The organism is Halanaeroarchaeum sp. HSR-CO (assembly GCF_024972755.1).
Lineage (GTDB): Archaea > Halobacteriota > Halobacteria > Halobacteriales > Halobacteriaceae > Halanaeroarchaeum.
In genome coordinates, this window is sequence record NZ_CP087724.1 from 1991875 (window position 1) to 2007963 (window position 16089).

The 16089-nt window shown below is 64.9% G+C and carries 26 protein-coding genes and 1 tRNA gene; 10 read left to right on the forward strand and 17 right to left on the reverse strand.

Annotated features, from left to right (window positions below; translation table 11 throughout):
* Positions 1-13: 13 nt before the first annotated feature.
* Positions 14-97: transfer RNA gene (locus HSRCO_RS10330), tRNA-Leu, on the reverse strand.
* Positions 98-211: 114 nt separating this feature from the next.
* Between HSRCO_RS10330 and HSRCO_RS10335 the strand changes: the two genes are divergently transcribed.
* On the forward strand, positions 212-520 hold the full coding sequence (locus tag HSRCO_RS10335; protein ID WP_259517566.1) for a transcription initiation factor IIB family protein: 309 nt from the start codon (positions 212-214) through the stop codon (positions 518-520).
* Here HSRCO_RS10335 and HSRCO_RS10340 read toward each other — a convergent pair whose 3' ends face one another.
* From HSRCO_RS10340 to HSRCO_RS10360, 5 genes are read right to left on the reverse strand one after another with little or no spacing between them, the layout of a single operon-like run.
* Positions 521-1012, reverse strand: coding sequence for a phosphopantetheine adenylyltransferase (locus HSRCO_RS10340; RefSeq protein WP_259517567.1), 492 nt, complete (start codon positions 1010-1012; stop codon positions 521-523). It abuts the gene before it with no gap.
* Positions 1013-1037: 25 nt separating this feature from the next.
* On the reverse strand, positions 1038-1619 hold the full coding sequence (locus HSRCO_RS10345) for a winged helix-turn-helix domain-containing protein (protein ID WP_396266396.1): 582 nt from the start codon (positions 1617-1619) through the stop codon (positions 1038-1040).
* 49 nt (positions 1620-1668) lie between these two features.
* Entirely contained in the window at positions 1669-2742 is a 1074-nt protein-coding gene (locus HSRCO_RS10350) for a glutamate--cysteine ligase (RefSeq protein ID WP_259517568.1), read from the reverse strand.
* A 53-nt stretch (positions 2743-2795) separates the two neighbouring features.
* The gene (locus HSRCO_RS10355; protein WP_259517569.1) at positions 2796-3425 is read right to left on the reverse strand and encodes a fibrillarin-like rRNA/tRNA 2'-O-methyltransferase; all 630 of its coding nucleotides are present in this window, start codon (positions 3423-3425) and stop codon (positions 2796-2798) included.
* Entirely contained in the window at positions 3422-4258 is an 837-nt protein-coding gene (locus HSRCO_RS10360) for an NOP5/NOP56 family protein (RefSeq protein WP_259517570.1), read from the reverse strand. The genes HSRCO_RS10355 and HSRCO_RS10360 overlap by 4 nt, the downstream gene beginning before the upstream one ends.
* A gap of 97 nt (positions 4259-4355) precedes the next feature.
* Between HSRCO_RS10360 and HSRCO_RS10365 the strand changes: the two genes are divergently transcribed.
* The 3 genes from HSRCO_RS10365 to HSRCO_RS10375 are packed head-to-tail and all read left to right on the forward strand — an operon-like array spanning position 4356 to position 5041.
* Positions 4356-4529 carry an HVO_2753 family zinc finger protein gene (locus tag HSRCO_RS10365; RefSeq protein ID WP_259517571.1) on the forward strand — a complete coding sequence of 58 codons (174 nt, stop codon included), beginning with the start codon at positions 4356-4358 and terminating at the stop codon, positions 4527-4529.
* Position 4530: 1 nt separating this feature from the next.
* The gene (locus HSRCO_RS10370) at positions 4531-4797 is read left to right on the forward strand and encodes an elongation factor 1-beta (protein ID WP_259517572.1); all 267 of its coding nucleotides are present in this window, start codon (positions 4531-4533) and stop codon (positions 4795-4797) included.
* A 58-nt stretch (positions 4798-4855) separates the two neighbouring features.
* Complete coding sequence (locus tag HSRCO_RS10375; protein ID WP_259517573.1) at positions 4856-5041, forward strand: hypothetical protein; 186 nt, start codon at positions 4856-4858, stop codon at positions 5039-5041.
* Positions 5042-5049: 8 nt separating this feature from the next.
* Here the strand turns inward: HSRCO_RS10375 and HSRCO_RS10380 are convergent, their stop codons facing one another.
* Positions 5050-5670, reverse strand: coding sequence for a class I SAM-dependent methyltransferase (locus HSRCO_RS10380; protein ID WP_259517574.1), 621 nt, complete (start codon positions 5668-5670; stop codon positions 5050-5052).
* Between the two features lies 1 nt (position 5671).
* Positions 5672-6070, reverse strand: coding sequence for a translation initiation factor IF-2 subunit beta (locus HSRCO_RS10385; protein WP_259517575.1), 399 nt, complete (start codon positions 6068-6070; stop codon positions 5672-5674).
* A 168-nt stretch (positions 6071-6238) separates the two neighbouring features.
* Between HSRCO_RS10385 and HSRCO_RS10390 the strand changes: the two genes are divergently transcribed.
* A complete protein-coding gene (locus HSRCO_RS10390; protein ID WP_259517576.1) occupies positions 6239-6478 on the forward strand; it encodes a UPF0058 family protein in 240 nt (79 codons plus the stop codon).
* A 169-nt stretch (positions 6479-6647) separates the two neighbouring features.
* Here HSRCO_RS10390 and HSRCO_RS10395 read toward each other — a convergent pair whose 3' ends face one another.
* Complete coding sequence (locus tag HSRCO_RS10395; protein ID WP_259517577.1) at positions 6648-7079, reverse strand: DUF555 domain-containing protein; 432 nt, start codon at positions 7077-7079, stop codon at positions 6648-6650.
* An 86-nt stretch (positions 7080-7165) separates the two neighbouring features.
* Between HSRCO_RS10395 and HSRCO_RS10400 the strand changes: the two genes are divergently transcribed.
* Genes HSRCO_RS10400 through moaC form a run of 4 tightly spaced genes read left to right on the forward strand, consistent with a single transcriptional unit; the run spans position 7166 to position 10342 of the window.
* Positions 7166-8068 carry a DNA-3-methyladenine glycosylase gene (locus tag HSRCO_RS10400; RefSeq protein WP_259517578.1) on the forward strand — a complete coding sequence of 301 codons (903 nt, stop codon included), beginning with the start codon at positions 7166-7168 and terminating at the stop codon, positions 8066-8068.
* Positions 8069-8107: 39 nt separating this feature from the next.
* Positions 8108-8389 carry an acylphosphatase gene (locus HSRCO_RS10405; RefSeq protein ID WP_259517579.1) on the forward strand — a complete coding sequence of 94 codons (282 nt, stop codon included), beginning with the start codon at positions 8108-8110 and terminating at the stop codon, positions 8387-8389.
* A gap of 40 nt (positions 8390-8429) precedes the next feature.
* Positions 8430-9863, forward strand: a complete 1434-nt coding sequence (locus tag HSRCO_RS10410) for an NAD(P)H-hydrate dehydratase (RefSeq protein ID WP_259517580.1) — start codon at positions 8430-8432, stop codon at positions 9861-9863.
* Complete coding sequence (gene moaC, locus HSRCO_RS10415; RefSeq protein WP_259517581.1) at positions 9860-10342, forward strand: cyclic pyranopterin monophosphate synthase MoaC; 483 nt, start codon at positions 9860-9862, stop codon at positions 10340-10342. Before HSRCO_RS10410 ends, moaC begins: the two co-directional genes overlap by 4 nt.
* Here moaC and hflX read toward each other — a convergent pair whose 3' ends face one another.
* Positions 10343-11653: a GTPase HflX gene (gene hflX, locus HSRCO_RS10420; protein ID WP_259517582.1), complete on the reverse strand. Its 1311-nt coding sequence runs from the start codon at positions 11651-11653 to the stop codon at positions 10343-10345.
* Between the two features lie 81 nt (positions 11654-11734).
* On the opposite strand from hflX, the gene HSRCO_RS10425 reads away from it, so the two are divergent.
* Positions 11735-12055: an FUN14 domain-containing protein gene (locus tag HSRCO_RS10425; RefSeq protein WP_259517583.1), complete on the forward strand. Its 321-nt coding sequence runs from the start codon at positions 11735-11737 to the stop codon at positions 12053-12055.
* Between the two features lie 25 nt (positions 12056-12080).
* Here HSRCO_RS10425 and HSRCO_RS10430 read toward each other — a convergent pair whose 3' ends face one another.
* The 7 genes from HSRCO_RS10430 to HSRCO_RS10460 all read right to left on the reverse strand — a co-directional run bounded on the left by HSRCO_RS10430 (position 12081) and on the right by HSRCO_RS10460 (position 16073).
* The gene (locus HSRCO_RS10430) at positions 12081-12806 is read right to left on the reverse strand and encodes a ribosome assembly factor SBDS (RefSeq protein WP_259517584.1); all 726 of its coding nucleotides are present in this window, start codon (positions 12804-12806) and stop codon (positions 12081-12083) included.
* 86 nt (positions 12807-12892) lie between these two features.
* Positions 12893-13636: an archaeal proteasome endopeptidase complex subunit alpha gene (psmA, locus tag HSRCO_RS10435; RefSeq protein ID WP_259517585.1), complete on the reverse strand. Its 744-nt coding sequence runs from the start codon at positions 13634-13636 to the stop codon at positions 12893-12895.
* Between the two features lie 4 nt (positions 13637-13640).
* Complete coding sequence (locus tag HSRCO_RS10440) at positions 13641-14120, reverse strand: Rpp14/Pop5 family protein (RefSeq protein ID WP_259517586.1); 480 nt, start codon at positions 14118-14120, stop codon at positions 13641-13643.
* Positions 14121-14180: 60 nt separating this feature from the next.
* Positions 14181-14603, reverse strand: a complete 423-nt coding sequence (locus HSRCO_RS10445) for a hypothetical protein (RefSeq protein ID WP_259517587.1) — start codon at positions 14601-14603, stop codon at positions 14181-14183.
* Between the two features lie 71 nt (positions 14604-14674).
* Positions 14675-15373, reverse strand: coding sequence for an RNase P subunit p30 family protein (locus tag HSRCO_RS10450; RefSeq protein ID WP_259517588.1), 699 nt, complete (start codon positions 15371-15373; stop codon positions 14675-14677).
* Positions 15374-15424: 51 nt separating this feature from the next.
* Positions 15425-15838 (reverse strand): RNA-binding protein, encoded by a 414-nt coding sequence (locus HSRCO_RS10455; protein WP_259517589.1) that lies wholly within the window; start codon positions 15836-15838, stop codon positions 15425-15427.
* Positions 15839-15878: 40 nt separating this feature from the next.
* Positions 15879-16073, reverse strand: coding sequence for a DUF1918 domain-containing protein (locus HSRCO_RS10460; protein WP_259517590.1), 195 nt, complete (start codon positions 16071-16073; stop codon positions 15879-15881).
* Positions 16074-16089: the final 16 nt, after the last annotated feature.

Here is a 16089-nt window from a genome sequence, read left to right on the forward strand (position 1 = left end):
CTTCGTTCGCTCATGCGCGGGACCGGATTTGAACCGGCGGACCCCTACGGGACAGCGTCCTAAGCGCTGCGCCGTTTCCTGGCTTGGCTACCCGCGCTCGCTCCATCGACTCGCCGTCGACGGGCATGGCACACTTCGCTGGTTCCGCCCTTAAACATCACGAGGTCCGTCGAGCACAGTAGCTAAACCGTCCGACGACCTACCATCGGCTATGTACCGGGCGGGCGACGAGGTGGACCAGCAGGAATGGCTGGCCGAGTTGCAAGCGGTCGCGGACCGACTGGACCTCGATTCGCCCGCCCGGTCGACCGCACAGGACCTCTTTCTCTCACGCCTCCCGAAGGAGGAGCGCTCGAAGCAGGCCGCGCTGGCGGCGAGTCTCTACGCGGGGTCGCTGATCGCGGGCGACCAGCGAACCCAGACGTCGGTCGCCGACGCGGCGGGGGTGTCGCGACTCGTGATACAGCGCCGCTGGAAGGAATTACTGACCGAAGCGGGTCTAGAACCGCCAGACTGGTAATCAGGCTCTAGAGCGCTTCCGGCCCTCGCGGTCAGGCGTGAGGTTGCCGTGTTCGTCGATCTCTCCGTTGACGATGCGCGTACTCGAGATGATGTCGCCGTCCTCTGCGAGAACGTGGTCGACGACGACGAGGTCGAGCGGATCGTACCCGCGTTCAGCTCGTATCTCGTTGATCCGTTCGCCGCCGGGGCGGGTCTCCGGGGAGACGACCAGGGCGTCGTACTGCGCCTCCGTCGCGATGCCCGTTGGTTCCGTGAGCGTCCGGACCTCGAAGTCCCGGTCGTACTGCTCTGCGAGCGGTTCGAGTTCCGAGACGAGATCATCGTATCGCTCCTCGTACGGGCGGACGTAGCGTTCCTCGTGGCGGGTCTTCGGTGCGAGTTCGTCACTCGTGAGTCCGACGGTAACGTCACCGAGTTCGAACGCCCGTTCGAACAACTTCCGGTGTCCGTCGTGGATCGGGTCGAACGTCCCGCCCAGGGCGACGTTCATACAGAGCGGGACGGATGCCTCGGCTTTAGGGGTTGGGATTCTCCTCGTCCGCGCCGTCGTCAGATGGCTCTTCGCCTTCGGCGGTGACCTCGATGGAGACCGGGCGGGATTCGGGTTCTGTCTCGTCGAGATGGGAATCGAGGTTGAACAGGGTGTTCAGTTCGTCCTGCACCCGACCGACCACGTTTCCGACGAGGTCGCTGGGGGGAATAGCCATGTACTCGTACGGATTGTTTCCGGCACCCTCGCTCTGGCGCTTCTGCCGGTCGACCACGCCCTCCTCGTGGAGTGCGGCCAGCGCTTCCCGGACCGTGCTCGGGTACAGACCGGTTCCCTCGGCGACTTCCTCGCTGGTACTCCAGGGGAGTTTACGCAACTGGACGTAAATACGGGCGCGAGTCTCCGTCTCGAGAACCCAGGACAGGATGTCGACGACCCGGCTATCGAACTCCGAGCGCGCACGGTCGGCCTCCTCCTCGAGTCGTTCGCGCGCACCACCTGCGGGTTCGCTCTCACCACCCATTTCATCCTCGCTACCAGTGTCTACGGGAATCTCAACGCCCTCGTCTGCGTCCGTGTCGGTGTCTGTAGGATTATCGTCGGACATGCGTCGTCTTATCGAGGACAAAAGCGATGGGGCCGTTTAAACCATTTGCTCAGAGGACGATCGATTCCCGTAGCGCGCCCGCTCCGCGCTCCTGGAGGATTCGACGTTGGCGCTCGGCGCCGCTCTCCCGCTCGAGAACGTCGCCGAGAGCAGAGACGCCCAACCGATCCGTCTCTCGGTCGACCGCTGCTTCGAGGGCGATGGTCGACGAACCATCCGCTTCGATGAACGACGCGTCGTGGCCGTTCCGTATCGCTCGCCACTTGTTCTCGTCGAGAATCTCCCGACGGACGTCGGTTCCCGACTCGCCGTCCTCGTACCGCTCCGCCAGGTCGACAACGAGTGCGTGGACGTACTCGACGAAGGCAACGACGTGATCGTGGCGAACCTGTGCGTCGGGGACCCTGACCTCGACGGTGCCGTGTCCGGAATGCGGTCGCACGTCGAACCACAACTCACCCCGGTCCTCGATGCTGCCGTGTTCGAGCATCCGCTTCTCGAATCGGTCGAATTCCGCGTAGCTATCGAACGCGGTGGGCATCCCGGTGTTCGGTAACCCCTCGAATAGCTTCGCTCGCGCCGACGCGAGTCCGGTATCGAACCCGTTCCAGAACGGGGAGTTCACAGCGAGTGCGAGGAGCAGGGGCAGGTACCACCGCGTCTCGTTGGCTACCCACATCGCCTTGTCCGGGTCGTCGACGCCGACGTGGACGTGCACGCCCGCCGTCGTGTTCCGATGTTGGGGGTACTGGATGCGGTCGAGTTGCGAGCGGTACCGAGGTTTCTCGGCGTGTTCGTGATCACGCCAGTCTGCAGTAGGGTGTAGCCCTGCCGTAGCGATCCGGTACCCGCTTTCGGCTGCGTACTCCACCAGCACATCGCGACAGCGTTCGATCATGTCGGGGGCGCGCCCCGGGTCGGAGAGTTTTGGGGTCTGGGTCTCGATGACGAACTTGAACAACTCGTGGTCGATGCTGTCCCGGAGGAGGGATGGCGGGTCGCGCTCGTACACTAGCTCGTCCGACCCGGGGACCGGGTGTCCGTCCTCGTCCACCACGAAGAACTCCTCTTCCACGCCGACCGTGCCCATCTCAGTGAACGCAGCACGCGAACCCATTTTCATCTACAGGGACGTTCCCGACACCGTAATTAATTGTGCATTGAGCAGGCCGTGCCCTATCTCGGATGGGCGACGACGGCCAGGTGGTCGTCGTGGAATGGTTCCAGCCGTCGTGTCGCGTCGACGACGTACTGATCGGCGAGCGTGTCGAGGACGTCATCGAAGACCGCTCGCGGCGCTCTGGTGACGTCCTCGCTTCTGGCCTTTATCGCGATAACGAGACGGCCGTCGTCGGCGAGAAAGCGGCGGTTCACGTTCGCGACCCGTGCCTGTCCCCTGGTTGCGACGTCCTGCACGATGACGTCCAGGCCGCTCTCGACGACGTGTGCGTACGTCTCGGGACGACGGGCGTCTTTCAAAAGTGGGAAGAGCCGGTCGCGGGTCCGGGCCACAGCCACCAGATCGCGCACTGGACGGGGCGCGAACTCCACGGCGTAGGTGGGGCCGGCGAAGTCGGCCACGTGACTCACGGTCGTCCCGTTGGCCGCCCCGAGGTAGAGGACGGAATCGCCGTCCGTTACCCTCGTCTCCATGCCCTGCTCGAGGATTGCGCCCAGTTTCGATCGATGTGGATCCCAGTGACGCCATCCGTCCGCCGTCGCCTCACCGTACACCGGTTCTCCCCTCGTTGCGAGACCTCGTGTCCCGTCGAAGGTCCGTCGCTCGACGCCAGCTGGCAGCGTCATTCGTCCCCACCCCGACTCCGGATCCGGGCCATCCGTTCGTCGAGTTCGTCCTGCAACCCGGGACGGCGGTCGCCCGAATAGTGGTCGATGCGGGCCGCGATGGCGAGCTTTCCGGCGAGCGCGCGTGCTGCGGACCCCCGCTGCTCCGGGGTCGTGCCACGCACGTACTCGTGCGTGTAGATGACGCCGTGTTTCGGAGAGGACGCGTGCCCCCTGAGGTGAGCGAACAGGGCGTCCTCGGCGCCCAGAACCTGTACGGTCCCGCTCGGTTTCTTCGCGAGTTGTTCGAGACCGCCGGCGAGGGCGATCAGTCGTGTGGCGAGTACCGGCCCGGCGAGCATCGAAAGGTTCGGACAGACCGCAGGGGCTTCGCGTCGGACGAACGCGTCGATGGTCTCGCGTTCGTCCTGGAGGTCGGTGACGCGGTTCGCCAGCGAGACGATACGCGCTTCCACCGGATCCCCTGGTTCGCGGCCGGCGATCTTCGCCACGTACTCGGCCCCCGACGCCGATTCCCCGTAATAGCTGCCCGCCCACTCGGTAAGTCGCTCCGTCAACTCGTTGGTCGTCGCTGCCAGGTCGTCGATCGTCCGGACGGCGTGGATGAGTTGTTGGTCGTCGGCCCGTTCGCGTTCCGCGACCTGCGATCGGGTCGCCTCGACAGTCACCTCGTGGAGTCGGTCGTAGTAGGCCGACTCGTCCGGAACGAACCCCGCTGCGACGGCCTCCGACGGCCACTCCTGGGGCGAGGACGCCGACCCCTCGCGAATGCTGGCCACGGCACCGTCGACGTCGTCTGGGTCCAGGTCCTGGAACCAGCCCTGCGATTGCATACCTCCGATTTCCGTGGCTTCGCGTTTAAACCTACGCGTCGAGCGGGGCGACGAAAGACAACGGTTAAACCGCCACAGACGGCAAATGGTAGTAAGGATGAGCAAGACCCAGCAGGCGCGGCGGTGCGTCTCGTGCGGGATCAATATCTCCGGCACGAATGCGGCCACCTTCAAATGTCCCGAGTGTGGCCAGCAGATCTACCGCTGTGCGAAATGTCGCAAACAGAGCAACCTCTACGAATGCCCGGACTGCGGATTCAGGGGGCCCTGAGATGGGCAAAGTCGCCGCCGTCATCAAGGTGATGCCGGACAGTCCCGAGCTGGACCTCGACGAACTCCGCGACCGACTGGAGACCTCCCTGCCCGAGGGCGCGAAGATCAACTCGGTCGAGACGGAGGACGTGGCCTTCGGCCTCGTCGCGTTGCTCCCCACGGTCATCGTTCCGGACGATGCCGGCGGCACCGAGGCCGTCGAAGAGGCGTTCAGCACCGTCGACGGTGTCGAGTCCGTCTCGGTCGTCGAAGTCGGCCGAATCTGATTCGACCGGGCGGCTTCCGGCGGCAATCTTTTTCCCGCGCGAGGTCGGACTCAACAGTATGGCGCACGAGGCGTTCGTCCAATTAGCCTGTCCAGAATGTTCGAAAACGTGGGAGGCGACACCGAGTGACCTCCCCACGCCGGACGCCAACTACGAGTGTCCGAACTGTCATACGACCCGTCGAACGTCCGAATTTCTCCGAACGAACCGCGACCTGGAGACCCTGAAACAACTCCAGGGGTAAGCGGCGGGTCAGGCGCGGGCAGTCACGACGAGCGCGTCCCGGGCCAGCCAATCCATATGCACGGTCTCGGTCTCGATGTCGGACCAGCCGGCGGCTCGACACCGCTCCGTAAACGCTTCTGGCTCGAGGAAATGCACCAGCCCGTCGGCCACCCGTCGGGCGATCGGATTGGTCGGATACCGCGGGCCGACGACGAACAGTCGCCCACCGGGTCGCGTCACCCGATGGGCATCTGCCAGTGCCGCGTCCACGTCGGACACGTAGGGGAGGGAGCCGATTGACATGACCACGTCGAAGGTGTCCCGTTGGTAGGGGAGGCGCACCGCATCCCCAAGCGTCACCGTGGCGTCCTGGAGGGACGGTTTCTCCGTGGCATAGCGCAGCTGGTGGGGACTCAGGTCGACACCGTGGACCTCGCGGTCCCCACCGGCGACCCGTCGCATACTCTCGCCGGTGCCACAGCCCACGTCGAGGATGCGGTCGTCATCGGCCAGTGGTAGCTTCGAGAAGTACTGCTTCCGGGTCGGGGCAAAGCCGGTGAAAAGGGGGCGAAGCCGATCGTAGAATCGCGCGACGTACCGGTACATCCGTGCGGCGCGATACTGATTACCGAAGATCGGATGTGGCATCTCAGACCGACGACCTGGCGCCACAGGCATCGCACTTGAGGATCTCCGCCCCGTGTTCGGTCGTCAGCTTCGTGTCGGGGAGGCCACATTCGGGGCAGAGAACGTAGGTGTCGACGTAGTCGTCGAGAACGGCCTGGATGCGACGCTCGGTGAACTCGCCGGTGAGTCGTGCCCGCCCACGCTCGTCGATCTGGGCGCTCGTCCCGAGTTCGTCCTGGAGGAACTTCAGCAGATGTTCCTCCTCGCGACCGACGGTATCGACGGTGGCCTGGAAGTTCTCGTAGACCGTGACGTGCCCTTCAGGACGGACCTCGGGGTCGGGAACGTCGAAACGGACGTCCTCACCGGCGATTTCCGGTTTGTCCTCGAGTGCCCGCTCGAGTTGCTCGTCGTAGTCCATATCTTCGGTGTGCAGGTACGCGCCTAAAAGCCTTTCAGCGTCGACCCGGCCTGCGGACCCGCTCGATGGAGAGCAAAACCGCCCTATCCGCCGAATTTGCCCCAAACAAAGTGTGTTAACGGCTCTCAGGATAATACTATAACCCCACAGTCGCTAGGACAGATTGCAATGAAGAAGCAGGAGCTTATCCATCTACATGGACTCCTCGCAGAGGTAGGAAATTACTACGAGGAAACGACACCAGCAGAACTCGATCTCGACGAATACGATTCTCTTGGTGTCCGACCGACGTCCATACACAAATCGAAAACTGACCACAAGACCGCTGTTTTTGCGCTGGCTGACGGAATCACAGGTGCCTTCGACGGAATCGAACGGACCGAGACCGTCACCCCCAGCGCCGACTGATACGTACCCGATACGTCTCGACCGTCACCGACCATCTCCCGTCCAGCGGCTGCCACACTGAGCCGTGTCGCCACTACAGTCGTGCGAGGGCGATACAACACAACCGATGAAAACCGTCTAGTCGAGGGTCGGCGATTCGAAGAAGCGCCGGCGAAACCGGCCTGGGACTTCACCCCTCCATCAATTCGTCGAACTCGGGGAGAACGCCGTCGTCTTCGGTCTCCTCGTCCGTCCCGCCACCGTCCGCTGCCTCGTCGTTTTCCCCTTCGATGACTTCGACCGCCAGAACCTCGAGGGGAATGTTCTCGAGGCGCTGGCCGATCTCCTTGCGAGCGATGCGCGAGGCGTGCTCCTCGCGTTCTACGTTGAACACCGTCATCTCGAGTTCGAGGGCGACGAGACTCTCGTCGGCGGCCACGAAGGCGGGCTCGATTTCTTCGCCGCAGTGCGGACAGTGCCGTTCGCCCATGTTGATCTCCACGTAGTTCAGGTCCGGGTTCAGCATATCGCCCGTCTTGGAGATGGCGATGCGCACCGCCTCGTCCGACGATTCGACGTCGTACACCGGTACCGCCGCCTCGACGACGACCCTACAATCCATGGTTACGTGACACTATTGGCGCCCCCATTAAAAATAGGTTGGCCCCGACCGACACGTTTCTCCCCCACCCTCCCCAAACCCGTTCGATGGAGACGGGAACGATACCGACCGCGGAGGTGCCGGGTCCCTTCGACCTCCAGGCGACACTGGAGAGCGGACAGACCTTCCTTTGGACGCGCCGGGACGGCCGGATGTACGAGGCGACGGTCCCCACCGGTGACAACGCCTGGTACCGGACCGTCATCGACGGGGCCGGGGTCGCACTCCGACAGTCGGATGCGGGTCTCGAATGGCGGGCGACCACCGACCCGACGGAGGAACTCCGGGAGCGACTCGGGTTGACCGATGAGATGGCGACGGCCATCGCGGCACTCCCGGACGATGGGCTCACCGGGATGGCGAAGGCCGCATTTCCGGGCCTCCGCGTCGTGAACGAGCCGTTCTTCCCGACGCTCGTCTCGTTCATCCTCTCGGCCCAGATGCGCGTCGAGCGCATCCATGCGCTCGTCCAGACCCTCTCCGAGCGATACGGGACGGCCCATCGGATCGGCGAGGAGGTCGTTCACGCGTTCCCCGAACCAGCCGACCTGGCGGCCGTCTCCGAGGCCGAACTCCGCGAGTTGGGACTGGGCTACCGGGCGCCCTACGTCACCGCGACGGCCGAGATGGTCGCCGAGGGAGTACTGACGGCGAACGACATCCGCGGACGTGACTACGAGGACGCCCGGGAGACCACGACGGGCTACGTCGGAGTGGGCGAGAAGGTCGCCGACTGCGTATTGTTGTTCTCGCTGGGGTACCCGGACCCGGTTCCACTGGACACCTGGATCCGATCCGCCATCGACGAGCACTACCCCGATGTACGGGGCGACGATTACGCGTCGACCTCGCGAGCCCTCCGAGACAGGTTGGGGCCATACCCCGGGGTCGCCCAGACCTACGTGTTCCACTATCTTCGCCACCGCGACGCCATCGAAGCTCCCGTCTGAGGCCAGAGGATTTTGTGGCTGGACGGGCAACTAACCGCCATGAGTGGCCAACGAACCAGAGCCCACGTGTACATCACTGGCACCGTTCAGGGGGTCTACTACCGGGCGAACACTCGAGACGCGGCGAGGGCCCACGGCGTGGACGGCTGGGTGCAAAACCTCTCAGACGGCCGCGTCGAGGCCGTCTTCGAGGGCGAGAAGGACCGCGTCGAAGCGATGGTCGAGTGGTGTCACGACGGCAGTCCCGCCGCGTCCGTCGAAGCGGTGGAAGTCGATTTCGAGTCGCCGGAGCAACTCGACGGTTTCGAGATCCGGCGGTGAGCGCGCCACCTTTACGATTGGCCCCCGCTAACGGTCGGGCATGATCACGAGCGACCGGATGGCGGCCGTGGACCGTAACGCCACGGCCCTCGGCGTCGCCCCGGAACAGTTGATGGAGTCGGCCGGCAACGCCGTCGCCCGGACGGTCCGGGAGATGGCCGCACCGGGCGAATCGGTTGCCATCGTCGCCGGACGTGGGAACAACGGTGGCGATGGGTTCGCGACGGCCCGATTTCTCTCCGGGTTCGACGTCGCGGTACACCTGTTGGGCCGGCCCACAGGAATCGCGAGCGAGGTCTCGCGGGCCAACTGGGACGCCCTCCAGACCGCCGAGATACCGACACGGCGAGTGCGCGATTCGACAGCGCTTGACCTCGGGTCGCCGGACGTCGTCGTCGACGCGGTCCTGGGCACCGGCGTCACGGGTGCACCGCGAGAACCCGAACGGAGCGTCATCGAAGCAATCAACGAGAGTGGTGCCAGCATCGTCTCGATCGACGTGCCCTCGGGCATGGACGCCGACAGCGGCGAGGTTCGAGATATCGCCGTCGAGGCCGATCGGGTGGTCACGTTCCACGACCTGAAGCCGGGACTCGAGGGACGGGAGGGCGTGACCGTCGCCGACATCGGCATCCCCGACGCCGCGGAGCGATTCGTGGGCCCCGGCGATCGATTCGCCCTCGAACGGCCCCGGGACAGCCACAAGGGTGATTTCGGCCGGGTGCTGGTCGTCGGCGGTGGTCCGTACACCGGGGCACCGGCACTGGCCGGACAGGCGGCCCTCCGTGCCGGCGCCGACCTCGCGTACGTCACGGCGCCCGAACCAGTGGCCGACGAGATACAGGGGTACAGCGAGGACCTCATCGTCGAGCCTATCGTCGGCACTCGACTCGTCCCCCAGCACGTCGACGACCTGCTCGAACGTGCCGCGGGACGGGACGTCGTCGTTCTCGGTCCGGGGCTGGGCGACGCGAGCGACACGGTGCGCGCCGTCGGGGAGTTCCTCGAACGATACGACGGCCGGGCGGTCGTCGACGCCGACGCCCTCTCGGCGGTCCCGGACGTTGAAACGAACGCCACACTCGTCTGTACGCCACACCAGGGAGAACTCGCAGAGATGGGAGGGCCGACGGCGGACGACTGGGAGACGCGCGCCGACCTCGTCGAGGAGTATGCCGCCGACCTCGGCCGCACGCTCCTCGTGAAGGGGGCGTACGACGTCGTCTCCGACGGCGAGACGACGCGAGTCAACCGCACCGGCAATCCGGGGATGACGGTCGGTGGGACGGGGGACGTACTCGCTGGGGCGACCGCGGCGCTGCTGGCCAAGCTATCCCCCGTCGAGGCAGCCTCGCTCGGCGCCTTCGCGAACGGGACCGCGGGCGACGCCGTCGTCGAGGAGACCGGATTCGGTCTGCTCGCCTCCGACCTGCTGGCGGAACTCCCACGGGCCCTCTGGGGTGATCGCCGATGAGCGACGACGAGTTGACACACACGACCGAGAGCGGCGAGGCACAGATGGTGGACGTCGGCGAAAAACCGGATACCGCACGCAGAGCGGTCGCGGCCGGGGAGATCCACCTTACCGACTCGACGCTCGACGCCATCCGCAACGACGAGATCGGCAAGGGGAACGTGCTGGCGACCGCCCGTGTCGGCGCGATCCAGGCGGTCAAACACACGTGGGAGACGGTCCCGATGTGCCATCAGATCCCCATCACGAACGTGGAGACGGAATTCGCCGTCCGCGAGGACCGTGTCACCCTCGAGGTCGCCGTCGAGACGACCGGCAAGACCGGCTGCGAGATGGAGGCATTGCAGGGCGTGACGACCGGACTGGGGGTCGTCTGGGACATGGTCAAGGCGGCAGAGAAAGACGAGGACGGGCAGTATCCCGACACGGCGATCGAGAACGTGCGCGTCCTCGAAAAGGAAAAACGGCGGCGAGACTGATCAGGCGCGGACGATCTCGCTGGCCTTCGAACGGGATTTCTCGACGATGGTCGGTCGCGCCTCGAAGTCGATGACGACTTCCTCGTCACCGTATTCGACGTCCTCGACGTGCGCGTGATCGTGGACCCAGGAGACCACGCTCATCGTCTCCTCGGTCATCGGCAGGACGAGGCGTTCACGTTGCCGGTCCGGGAGTTCCGCGTCGATGCGCTCGCGGAGGGCGTCGAGGTTCTCCCCCTCGCTGGCACTGATCGCGACGGGGTCCGGTGCGAGGGCCGCGAGCGCGTCCCGTTTCTCCGCGAGTTCGGCGTCGTCCACCTGATCGATCTTGTTCAGGACGGTGACGATCGGGGCCTCGTTGCGCTCGTAGAGGGTATCGTGGCTCGTCACCAGTTTCTCGCGGATGTCGTCGATGGGTTCCGCGGCGTCGACGACGAGCAGGACCAGGTCGGCGTGATAGACCGAGGAGAGCGTCGACTTGAACGATTCTACGAGCCAGTGCGGGAGGTCGCTGATGAACCCGACGGTGTCCGTCAACAGCACCTGGCGTCGCTCTAGCTCCAGCCGACGGGTCGTCGTCCCCAGCGTCGTGAACAACTTGTCCGCCTGCTCCGCCGTGGGATCGAGGTCGGGGTGGAGGTCCTCGTTCTCACCGACCTCCAGGTCCGCCGCCAGCGCCTGCATCAGCGTGGATTTCCCCGCGTTCGTATACCCAGCGAGGGCGACCAGGTCGAATCCGGACCGGCGGCGCTCCGCCCGTCGTTCGTCCTCGGTCTTCTCGATGCGGTCGAGTTCGTCGCGGATGCGACTGATCCGGGCTTTGATGTCCTGTTCCCGACTCTCGTCGTACTCCCCCAACCCCATGAATCCCGGCCGCTCGTCGCGTTTGGCCAGGCTCACCTTCGCCTCCGCCCGTGGTAGTTCGTAGCGAAGTTCGGCGAGTTCGACCTGCAACTGGGCCTTGCGGGTCTGTGCCCGCTGTCCGAATATCTCGAGGATGAGGGTGAACCGGTCCAGGAGTTCAACGCCGTCCGGTAATCTCGTCCCCAGGTTGTACGTCTGATAGGGACCGAGACGATTGTCGAAGACGACCGTTCCGGCGCCGATTCGGGAGACGACGCTCGCGAGTTCCTCGACTTTCCCCTCCCCGATCTGGAGAGCCGGGTCTGCCGATCGCGTCTGTGTGAGGACGTCCACGACCGCGTAGCCGGCGGCCTCGGCGAGACCGCTAATCTCGGTCGTCTCCGCCGTTCCCTCGTCGACGCGCTTTACCACCACGGCCCGATCCGGGGATAGCTGTGCTCCGGTCACTCGACCGAAGATACGTGACGAGCGCACTTAAGCCTCCGGCGGGCAGAAGAACCTTGGTCTCGCACAACAGAGTGGGTGCTAATGGCTCTCGACGTCAACCTCAGTTCGATCGGACTGGAACTCGGCACCGGTGCCGTCATCGGGTTCATCATCGGATATGCGTTCAAGATGGTGGCGAAGATCGTGGCCGTCATCGTCGGCCTCGAACTCGCGCTGTTCAGCTTCCTCGAATCCCGCGGCATCCTCGTCGTCAAATGGGATCGACTTTCCGGTGGCCTCATCGAGGCGACCGACGTCGCCACGGCGAGCCAACCGCCCTCCTGGATGACGTCGATCATCTCGACGCTCTCCGTCGGTGCCGGGTTCACCGGTGGCTTCCTCGTCGGCTTCAAGAAGGGGTAATCCGCCGCTCCGGCCGTTCGACCGGTCACCGAGTGCTGATTTCGTCCTTGTCCTTGATGATGCGCGTCTCGGCCTGACCGCTCGTAATGTCGTTCACCTTGTCGTAGAAGTCGTTTTGCATCCCCGCGGGGAAGGTCAACACGCCCACCCAGGAGCCGTCGGGTTGCCACTCCTCCCGTTCGAGGTCACCGTACCCACGTATCTGGGCCTGCGCACTCCCCGCGTAGTCGGCGGGGATCTGTACCGCGACGGTCACCTCGTCGAACCGGATCGGGATGACCGGCCGGAGCGCGTCGAGCGCCTCGTCGACCTGCGTCTCGACGGGTTGCATCGGATCGATGTCGAAGCCGGCCTCCTCGAGAGCCGCCTCGATCCTGTCGGGCGGGTGCGGGGCGTCGTCCATCTGCGGGTTGACCGCGTTGCGCGCGATCTTGTTGACGAGTTGTCTGTGCTTCTGTTCTTCCATCTCCCGGCGCTGTTCGGCCGTGATCTGGATCTCGCCGCGCTCGACGACCGCGGGGATGATCTCGAGGGGATCGGTCGTCCCGAAGACCTCCTCTAAGTCCTCCTCGGCTGGGCGGTCGCCCCGGGATGCGTTCTCGAACACGTCGCGAGCCGCGATGACGTCCTCCAGTTCGCCATCGAACTCGCCGCGCTTCATGGCGAGTGCGGCGTCCGGGTCCACCAGCACCTCGAATCGCGCACCGTGTGATTCGAGACGCGCAGTGACCGCGTCGTCCAGTGAAATCATACCACACGATTGGGGCGCCAACGGATAAAAATGTAGTTGATGGGTTGGACGCCACTGCGACAGAGAAACTGCCGGGCGAATCCGACTCAGTCCTCGTCTTCGGCGAGCAGATCGTTGTCGACGAGGTACTCCTCGACTTCCTCGTCGGTCAACTGGATATACTGGCCCGACTCGGCGTCGATGGTGGCCGCGCCGAGTCCCTTCGGCGACAGCCCCTCCTCGTGGACCGACGCGAGTGCCCGAAGCGACAGGTCGACGGCCTCGTCGATGGTCTGTTCCTCGTCGTAGTGCTCCTCGAGATACGACTGGATGTCGCCCCGTTCCGACCCGATGGCGATGGCTTTCCACTCGTAGGGCGTGCCACTCGGGTCCGTCTCGAACAGCCGTGGTTCGCCGTCCTCCAGGCCGCCGATCAACAGCGCCACGCCGAACGGCCTGGCCCCGCCGACCTGGGTGTACTGCTGGATGTGGTCGGTGATATCCTTCGTCAGTGCCTCGACGCCGATGGGCTCTTCGTACCGCAGACGGTTCACCTGCGCGTCTCGGCGGGCGAAGTCGATCAGTTGGCGAGCGTCGGCGACGTGCCCCGCGCTCGCGACGCCGACGTGGTCGTCTGCCTTGTGCAACTTCTCGACGGAGGACTGTTCCATCAGCGGCGAACGGATGCGCTTGTCGACGAGCAGCGCGACCCCGTCGGCGGCCCGAACGCCGATGGAGGCCGTCCCGCGCTTGACGGCCTCGCGGGCGTATTCGACCTGATAGAGGCGTCCGTCCGGGGAGAAGATCGTGATGCCGCGATCGTACGCCTGTTGTTTGGCTTGACCCTGCATTGTATCACGTGATATCGATTCGTGTCGCGCCCACGAACGCCCCGTCGATGTCGACGTCCACCCGATCGTCTCGGACGACGGCCCGGCGTGAGTCGTTCCTGAACACGACCGATTCCTGTCCCGTTCCTTCCCTCGGACCGCCTAAATACTTTTCTTCACCAGCACGGACCGTGCCGCTTACCCCGCGGACGGTCACCCGTATCGGATCGTCGTAGACGCTATCGACACAGGCCAGGGCGGCCCGCGCGAGGGCCACGTTGCCACGACGCGTCCTGAGGAGCGCCCGGCCGTCGCCACCGGAGAACGCGAAGTTCACGACCCGCAGATCGGCCTCGACGCTCCCGACGTCCCCGACGAGATTCTGGGCGGCGAACCAGAGACTGCGCTGGAACGCATCCTCGTCGACGGAGGCGTCCGGCCAGGTCTCGAGTTCGACGGCGAGATATCGCCAGCGCTGGCGGAGATGTTTCGGGAGATGTCTCATCGACCTACGTTCAGTGCGGAGGTACAAGGACGTTTGGAGAGCGGTTGCCCCGAACGAGGATCAGGACTCACACGGGACGGCGTCGTCGCCGTCGTACTGTGCCCAGAGGTTGCAGTAATCGCAGGGGTGGATCTTTCCCTGAACGACGACGCAGGCACCGAACCCGTCGCCGTTCTGGTCGGGAACGTACAGGCTACAGTTCCCGCAGTACTGATCCCCCGACGGTTCGTGGGCGTATCCAACGTCGTCTTTTGCCTGGTCGGGTTCGTCCGGGCGGGATTGCCCCCCGAGTGACTCGGCGTTGACCTCCGAATCCGGCACCGTGGCGTCGTCGGGATGGGGAACTTCGTGGGTAGGACCGTCGTCTCCGCCATCGCCACCGTCGCCGCCATCTCCACCGCACCCTGCGAGTGCCGTCACCGCGGCCACACCCGCGTATTTGAGATACGTTCGTCGATCTGAAAGGGCTCTGTCTGTGGACATGTAAACTCACATACAATCGGCCGAGCAATAAGTGTTTGTGGCGGATATGGTCGGTTCACTCCGACGCCGTTTCACCGTTCGTATCGTCCCCGACGGACGCCCTCGGCGACGTACTCCTCGGACAGTCGCTCCCGATTTGTCGTGGCGATGTCCCCCCACGCCTCGAGGCCCGAGCGGATCTGGTCCTCGTCGAATCCTAACTGCTGTCCGAGCGCCAGAAGTTCGCGGGGACCCCGGACCTGGAGATGTGTCTCGGGGCCACCACTCACCACGAATGGGGCGTCGAAGTGGTCGAGCAGTTCTCTGAGTTTGCGCAGACCGCGGAGCGCCTGCACCCGTGGCCCGCCGGACGTTCGGAGGACGGGGCCCAGATTTACCTCGATATGGACGTCGTTCCGGGCTGCCGCCTTCACGATAACGTGGTTGACGTCGCCGTCGCCCCGCAGCGGATCGCGGAGGACGTCGATGGCCGGTGTCTCGACGGCGTACCGGTTCATCGTCGGCGTGCCGCCCCGGAGCATAAGGACCGTCGTCTTCCGGCGTCGGTCCGCGATCACGCCACTGGCGACCCCTTTCTCAGTCGTCCTCACCTCGAATCCATCGACGACGTCGATACCGTAAGCCGCCCGGAGACGGTCCGCGTCGAACGGCGCCGGGTCGTCGTATCGATCGGCGACGACGATCCCATCGAACCCTGCATCTGCGGCCGTCGCCGCGAACCGGGCGGTGGTGGTTCGTCCCTCGGCCTCGACGCGGACCGCCTCGTACATGCATTTTCGTTCCATCGACGAGAAGAAAAACCGTCCGGTGCCCTCGCCGGTTCAGAGCGCTTCGCGGACGTTCTCGAGTGCGGCCTCACGGGTGGCCGGATACGCCTCGACCTTCCCGCGGAGCGCAATACCCGCTCCCAGGGCGAGGGCGCCCTGCGCTGCGGCCTGTTTGTCGAGGTGGACGAACAGGGAGTTGTTATCGTCGAGACGATCGTCGAGTTCCGCGCTGACCTCGTCCAGAACGCCGGCCTCGCCCAACGCATCGAGTACGTGGCGCATCTCGTCCGCGCGCTCGACCCGGGCCGAGAGAACCACTATCGTGTCCCCGATGTGGCCCTCCGATTCCATCCGCTCGATCGGAACGTCCTCGGGAAGGAGGGTCCGCAGGGCGGACTCGACGCGGTCCTCCGACTCCGTTCCGTAACAGAAGGTGCGGAGGTCGAGGTAGTGAAAGGGAACGCTCATTGGCGCCAGATACGCGGTGGGTTCTGAAAAGTCGTGCCGTCTATTCCTCGTCGTCTTCGGGGGCCAGTTCGACGTTATCCTCTGGAACGCCCTGTTCCTGGCCGTCCTCGAACTCGATGGTGTAGTTGGCGTCGCCGAACATCGTCTCGACCACCTGGGTCACCGTCCCGACCTGTCCATCGTACTCGCTGTGTTTATCGGAGAGAACGACGCGGTCGTCTTCTTCGAAGCTCATACCCCCGATTACTCGG

Coding starts and splice junctions, on each gene's coding strand:
- HSRCO_RS10390 (WP_259517576.1), top strand. CDS start 6,239: ATGAAGAAGCAGGAGCTTATCCATCTACATGGACTCCTCGCAGAGGTA.
- HSRCO_RS10425 (WP_259517583.1), top strand. CDS start 11,735: ATGGCTCTCGACGTCAACCTCAGTTCGATCGGACTGGAACTCGGCACC.
- HSRCO_RS10450 (WP_259517588.1), bottom strand. CDS start 15,373: ATGTACGAGGCGGTCCGCGTCGAGGCCGAGGGACGAACCACCACCGCC.
- HSRCO_RS10445 (WP_259517587.1), bottom strand. CDS start 14,603: ATGTCCACAGACAGAGCCCTTTCAGATCGACGAACGTATCTCAAATAC.
- HSRCO_RS10335 (WP_259517566.1), top strand. CDS start 212: ATGTACCGGGCGGGCGACGAGGTGGACCAGCAGGAATGGCTGGCCGAG.
- HSRCO_RS10360 (WP_259517570.1), bottom strand. CDS start 4,258: ATGCAATCGCAGGGCTGGTTCCAGGACCTGGACCCAGACGACGTCGAC.
- HSRCO_RS10430 (WP_259517584.1), bottom strand. CDS start 12,806: ATGATTTCACTGGACGACGCGGTCACTGCGCGTCTCGAATCACACGGT.
- HSRCO_RS10380 (WP_259517574.1), bottom strand. CDS start 5,670: ATGCCACATCCGATCTTCGGTAATCAGTATCGCGCCGCACGGATGTAC.
- HSRCO_RS10355 (WP_259517569.1), bottom strand. CDS start 3,425: ATGACGCTGCCAGCTGGCGTCGAGCGACGGACCTTCGACGGGACACGA.
- HSRCO_RS10385 (WP_259517575.1), bottom strand. CDS start 6,070: ATGGACTACGACGAGCAACTCGAGCGGGCACTCGAGGACAAACCGGAA.
- HSRCO_RS10405 (WP_259517579.1), top strand. CDS start 8,108: ATGAGTGGCCAACGAACCAGAGCCCACGTGTACATCACTGGCACCGTT.
- HSRCO_RS10440 (WP_259517586.1), bottom strand. CDS start 14,120: ATGAGACATCTCCCGAAACATCTCCGCCAGCGCTGGCGATATCTCGCC.
- HSRCO_RS10400 (WP_259517578.1), top strand. CDS start 7,166: ATGGAGACGGGAACGATACCGACCGCGGAGGTGCCGGGTCCCTTCGAC.
- HSRCO_RS10345 (WP_396266396.1), bottom strand. CDS start 1,619: ATGTCCGACGATAATCCTACAGACACCGACACGGACGCAGACGAGGGC.
- HSRCO_RS10460 (WP_259517590.1), bottom strand. CDS start 16,073: ATGAGCTTCGAAGAAGACGACCGCGTCGTTCTCTCCGATAAACACAGC.
- moaC (WP_259517581.1), top strand. CDS start 9,860: ATGAGCGACGACGAGTTGACACACACGACCGAGAGCGGCGAGGCACAG.
- psmA (WP_259517585.1), bottom strand. CDS start 13,636: ATGCAGGGTCAAGCCAAACAACAGGCGTACGATCGCGGCATCACGATC.
- HSRCO_RS10350 (WP_259517568.1), bottom strand. CDS start 2,742: ATGAAAATGGGTTCGCGTGCTGCGTTCACTGAGATGGGCACGGTCGGC.
- HSRCO_RS10365 (WP_259517571.1), top strand. CDS start 4,356: ATGAGCAAGACCCAGCAGGCGCGGCGGTGCGTCTCGTGCGGGATCAAT.
- HSRCO_RS10395 (WP_259517577.1), bottom strand. CDS start 7,079: ATGGATTGTAGGGTCGTCGTCGAGGCGGCGGTACCGGTGTACGACGTC.
- HSRCO_RS10410 (WP_259517580.1), top strand. CDS start 8,430: ATGATCACGAGCGACCGGATGGCGGCCGTGGACCGTAACGCCACGGCC.
- HSRCO_RS10340 (WP_259517567.1), bottom strand. CDS start 1,012: ATGAACGTCGCCCTGGGCGGGACGTTCGACCCGATCCACGACGGACAC.
- HSRCO_RS10455 (WP_259517589.1), bottom strand. CDS start 15,838: ATGAGCGTTCCCTTTCACTACCTCGACCTCCGCACCTTCTGTTACGGA.
- HSRCO_RS10370 (WP_259517572.1), top strand. CDS start 4,531: ATGGGCAAAGTCGCCGCCGTCATCAAGGTGATGCCGGACAGTCCCGAG.
- HSRCO_RS10375 (WP_259517573.1), top strand. CDS start 4,856: ATGGCGCACGAGGCGTTCGTCCAATTAGCCTGTCCAGAATGTTCGAAA.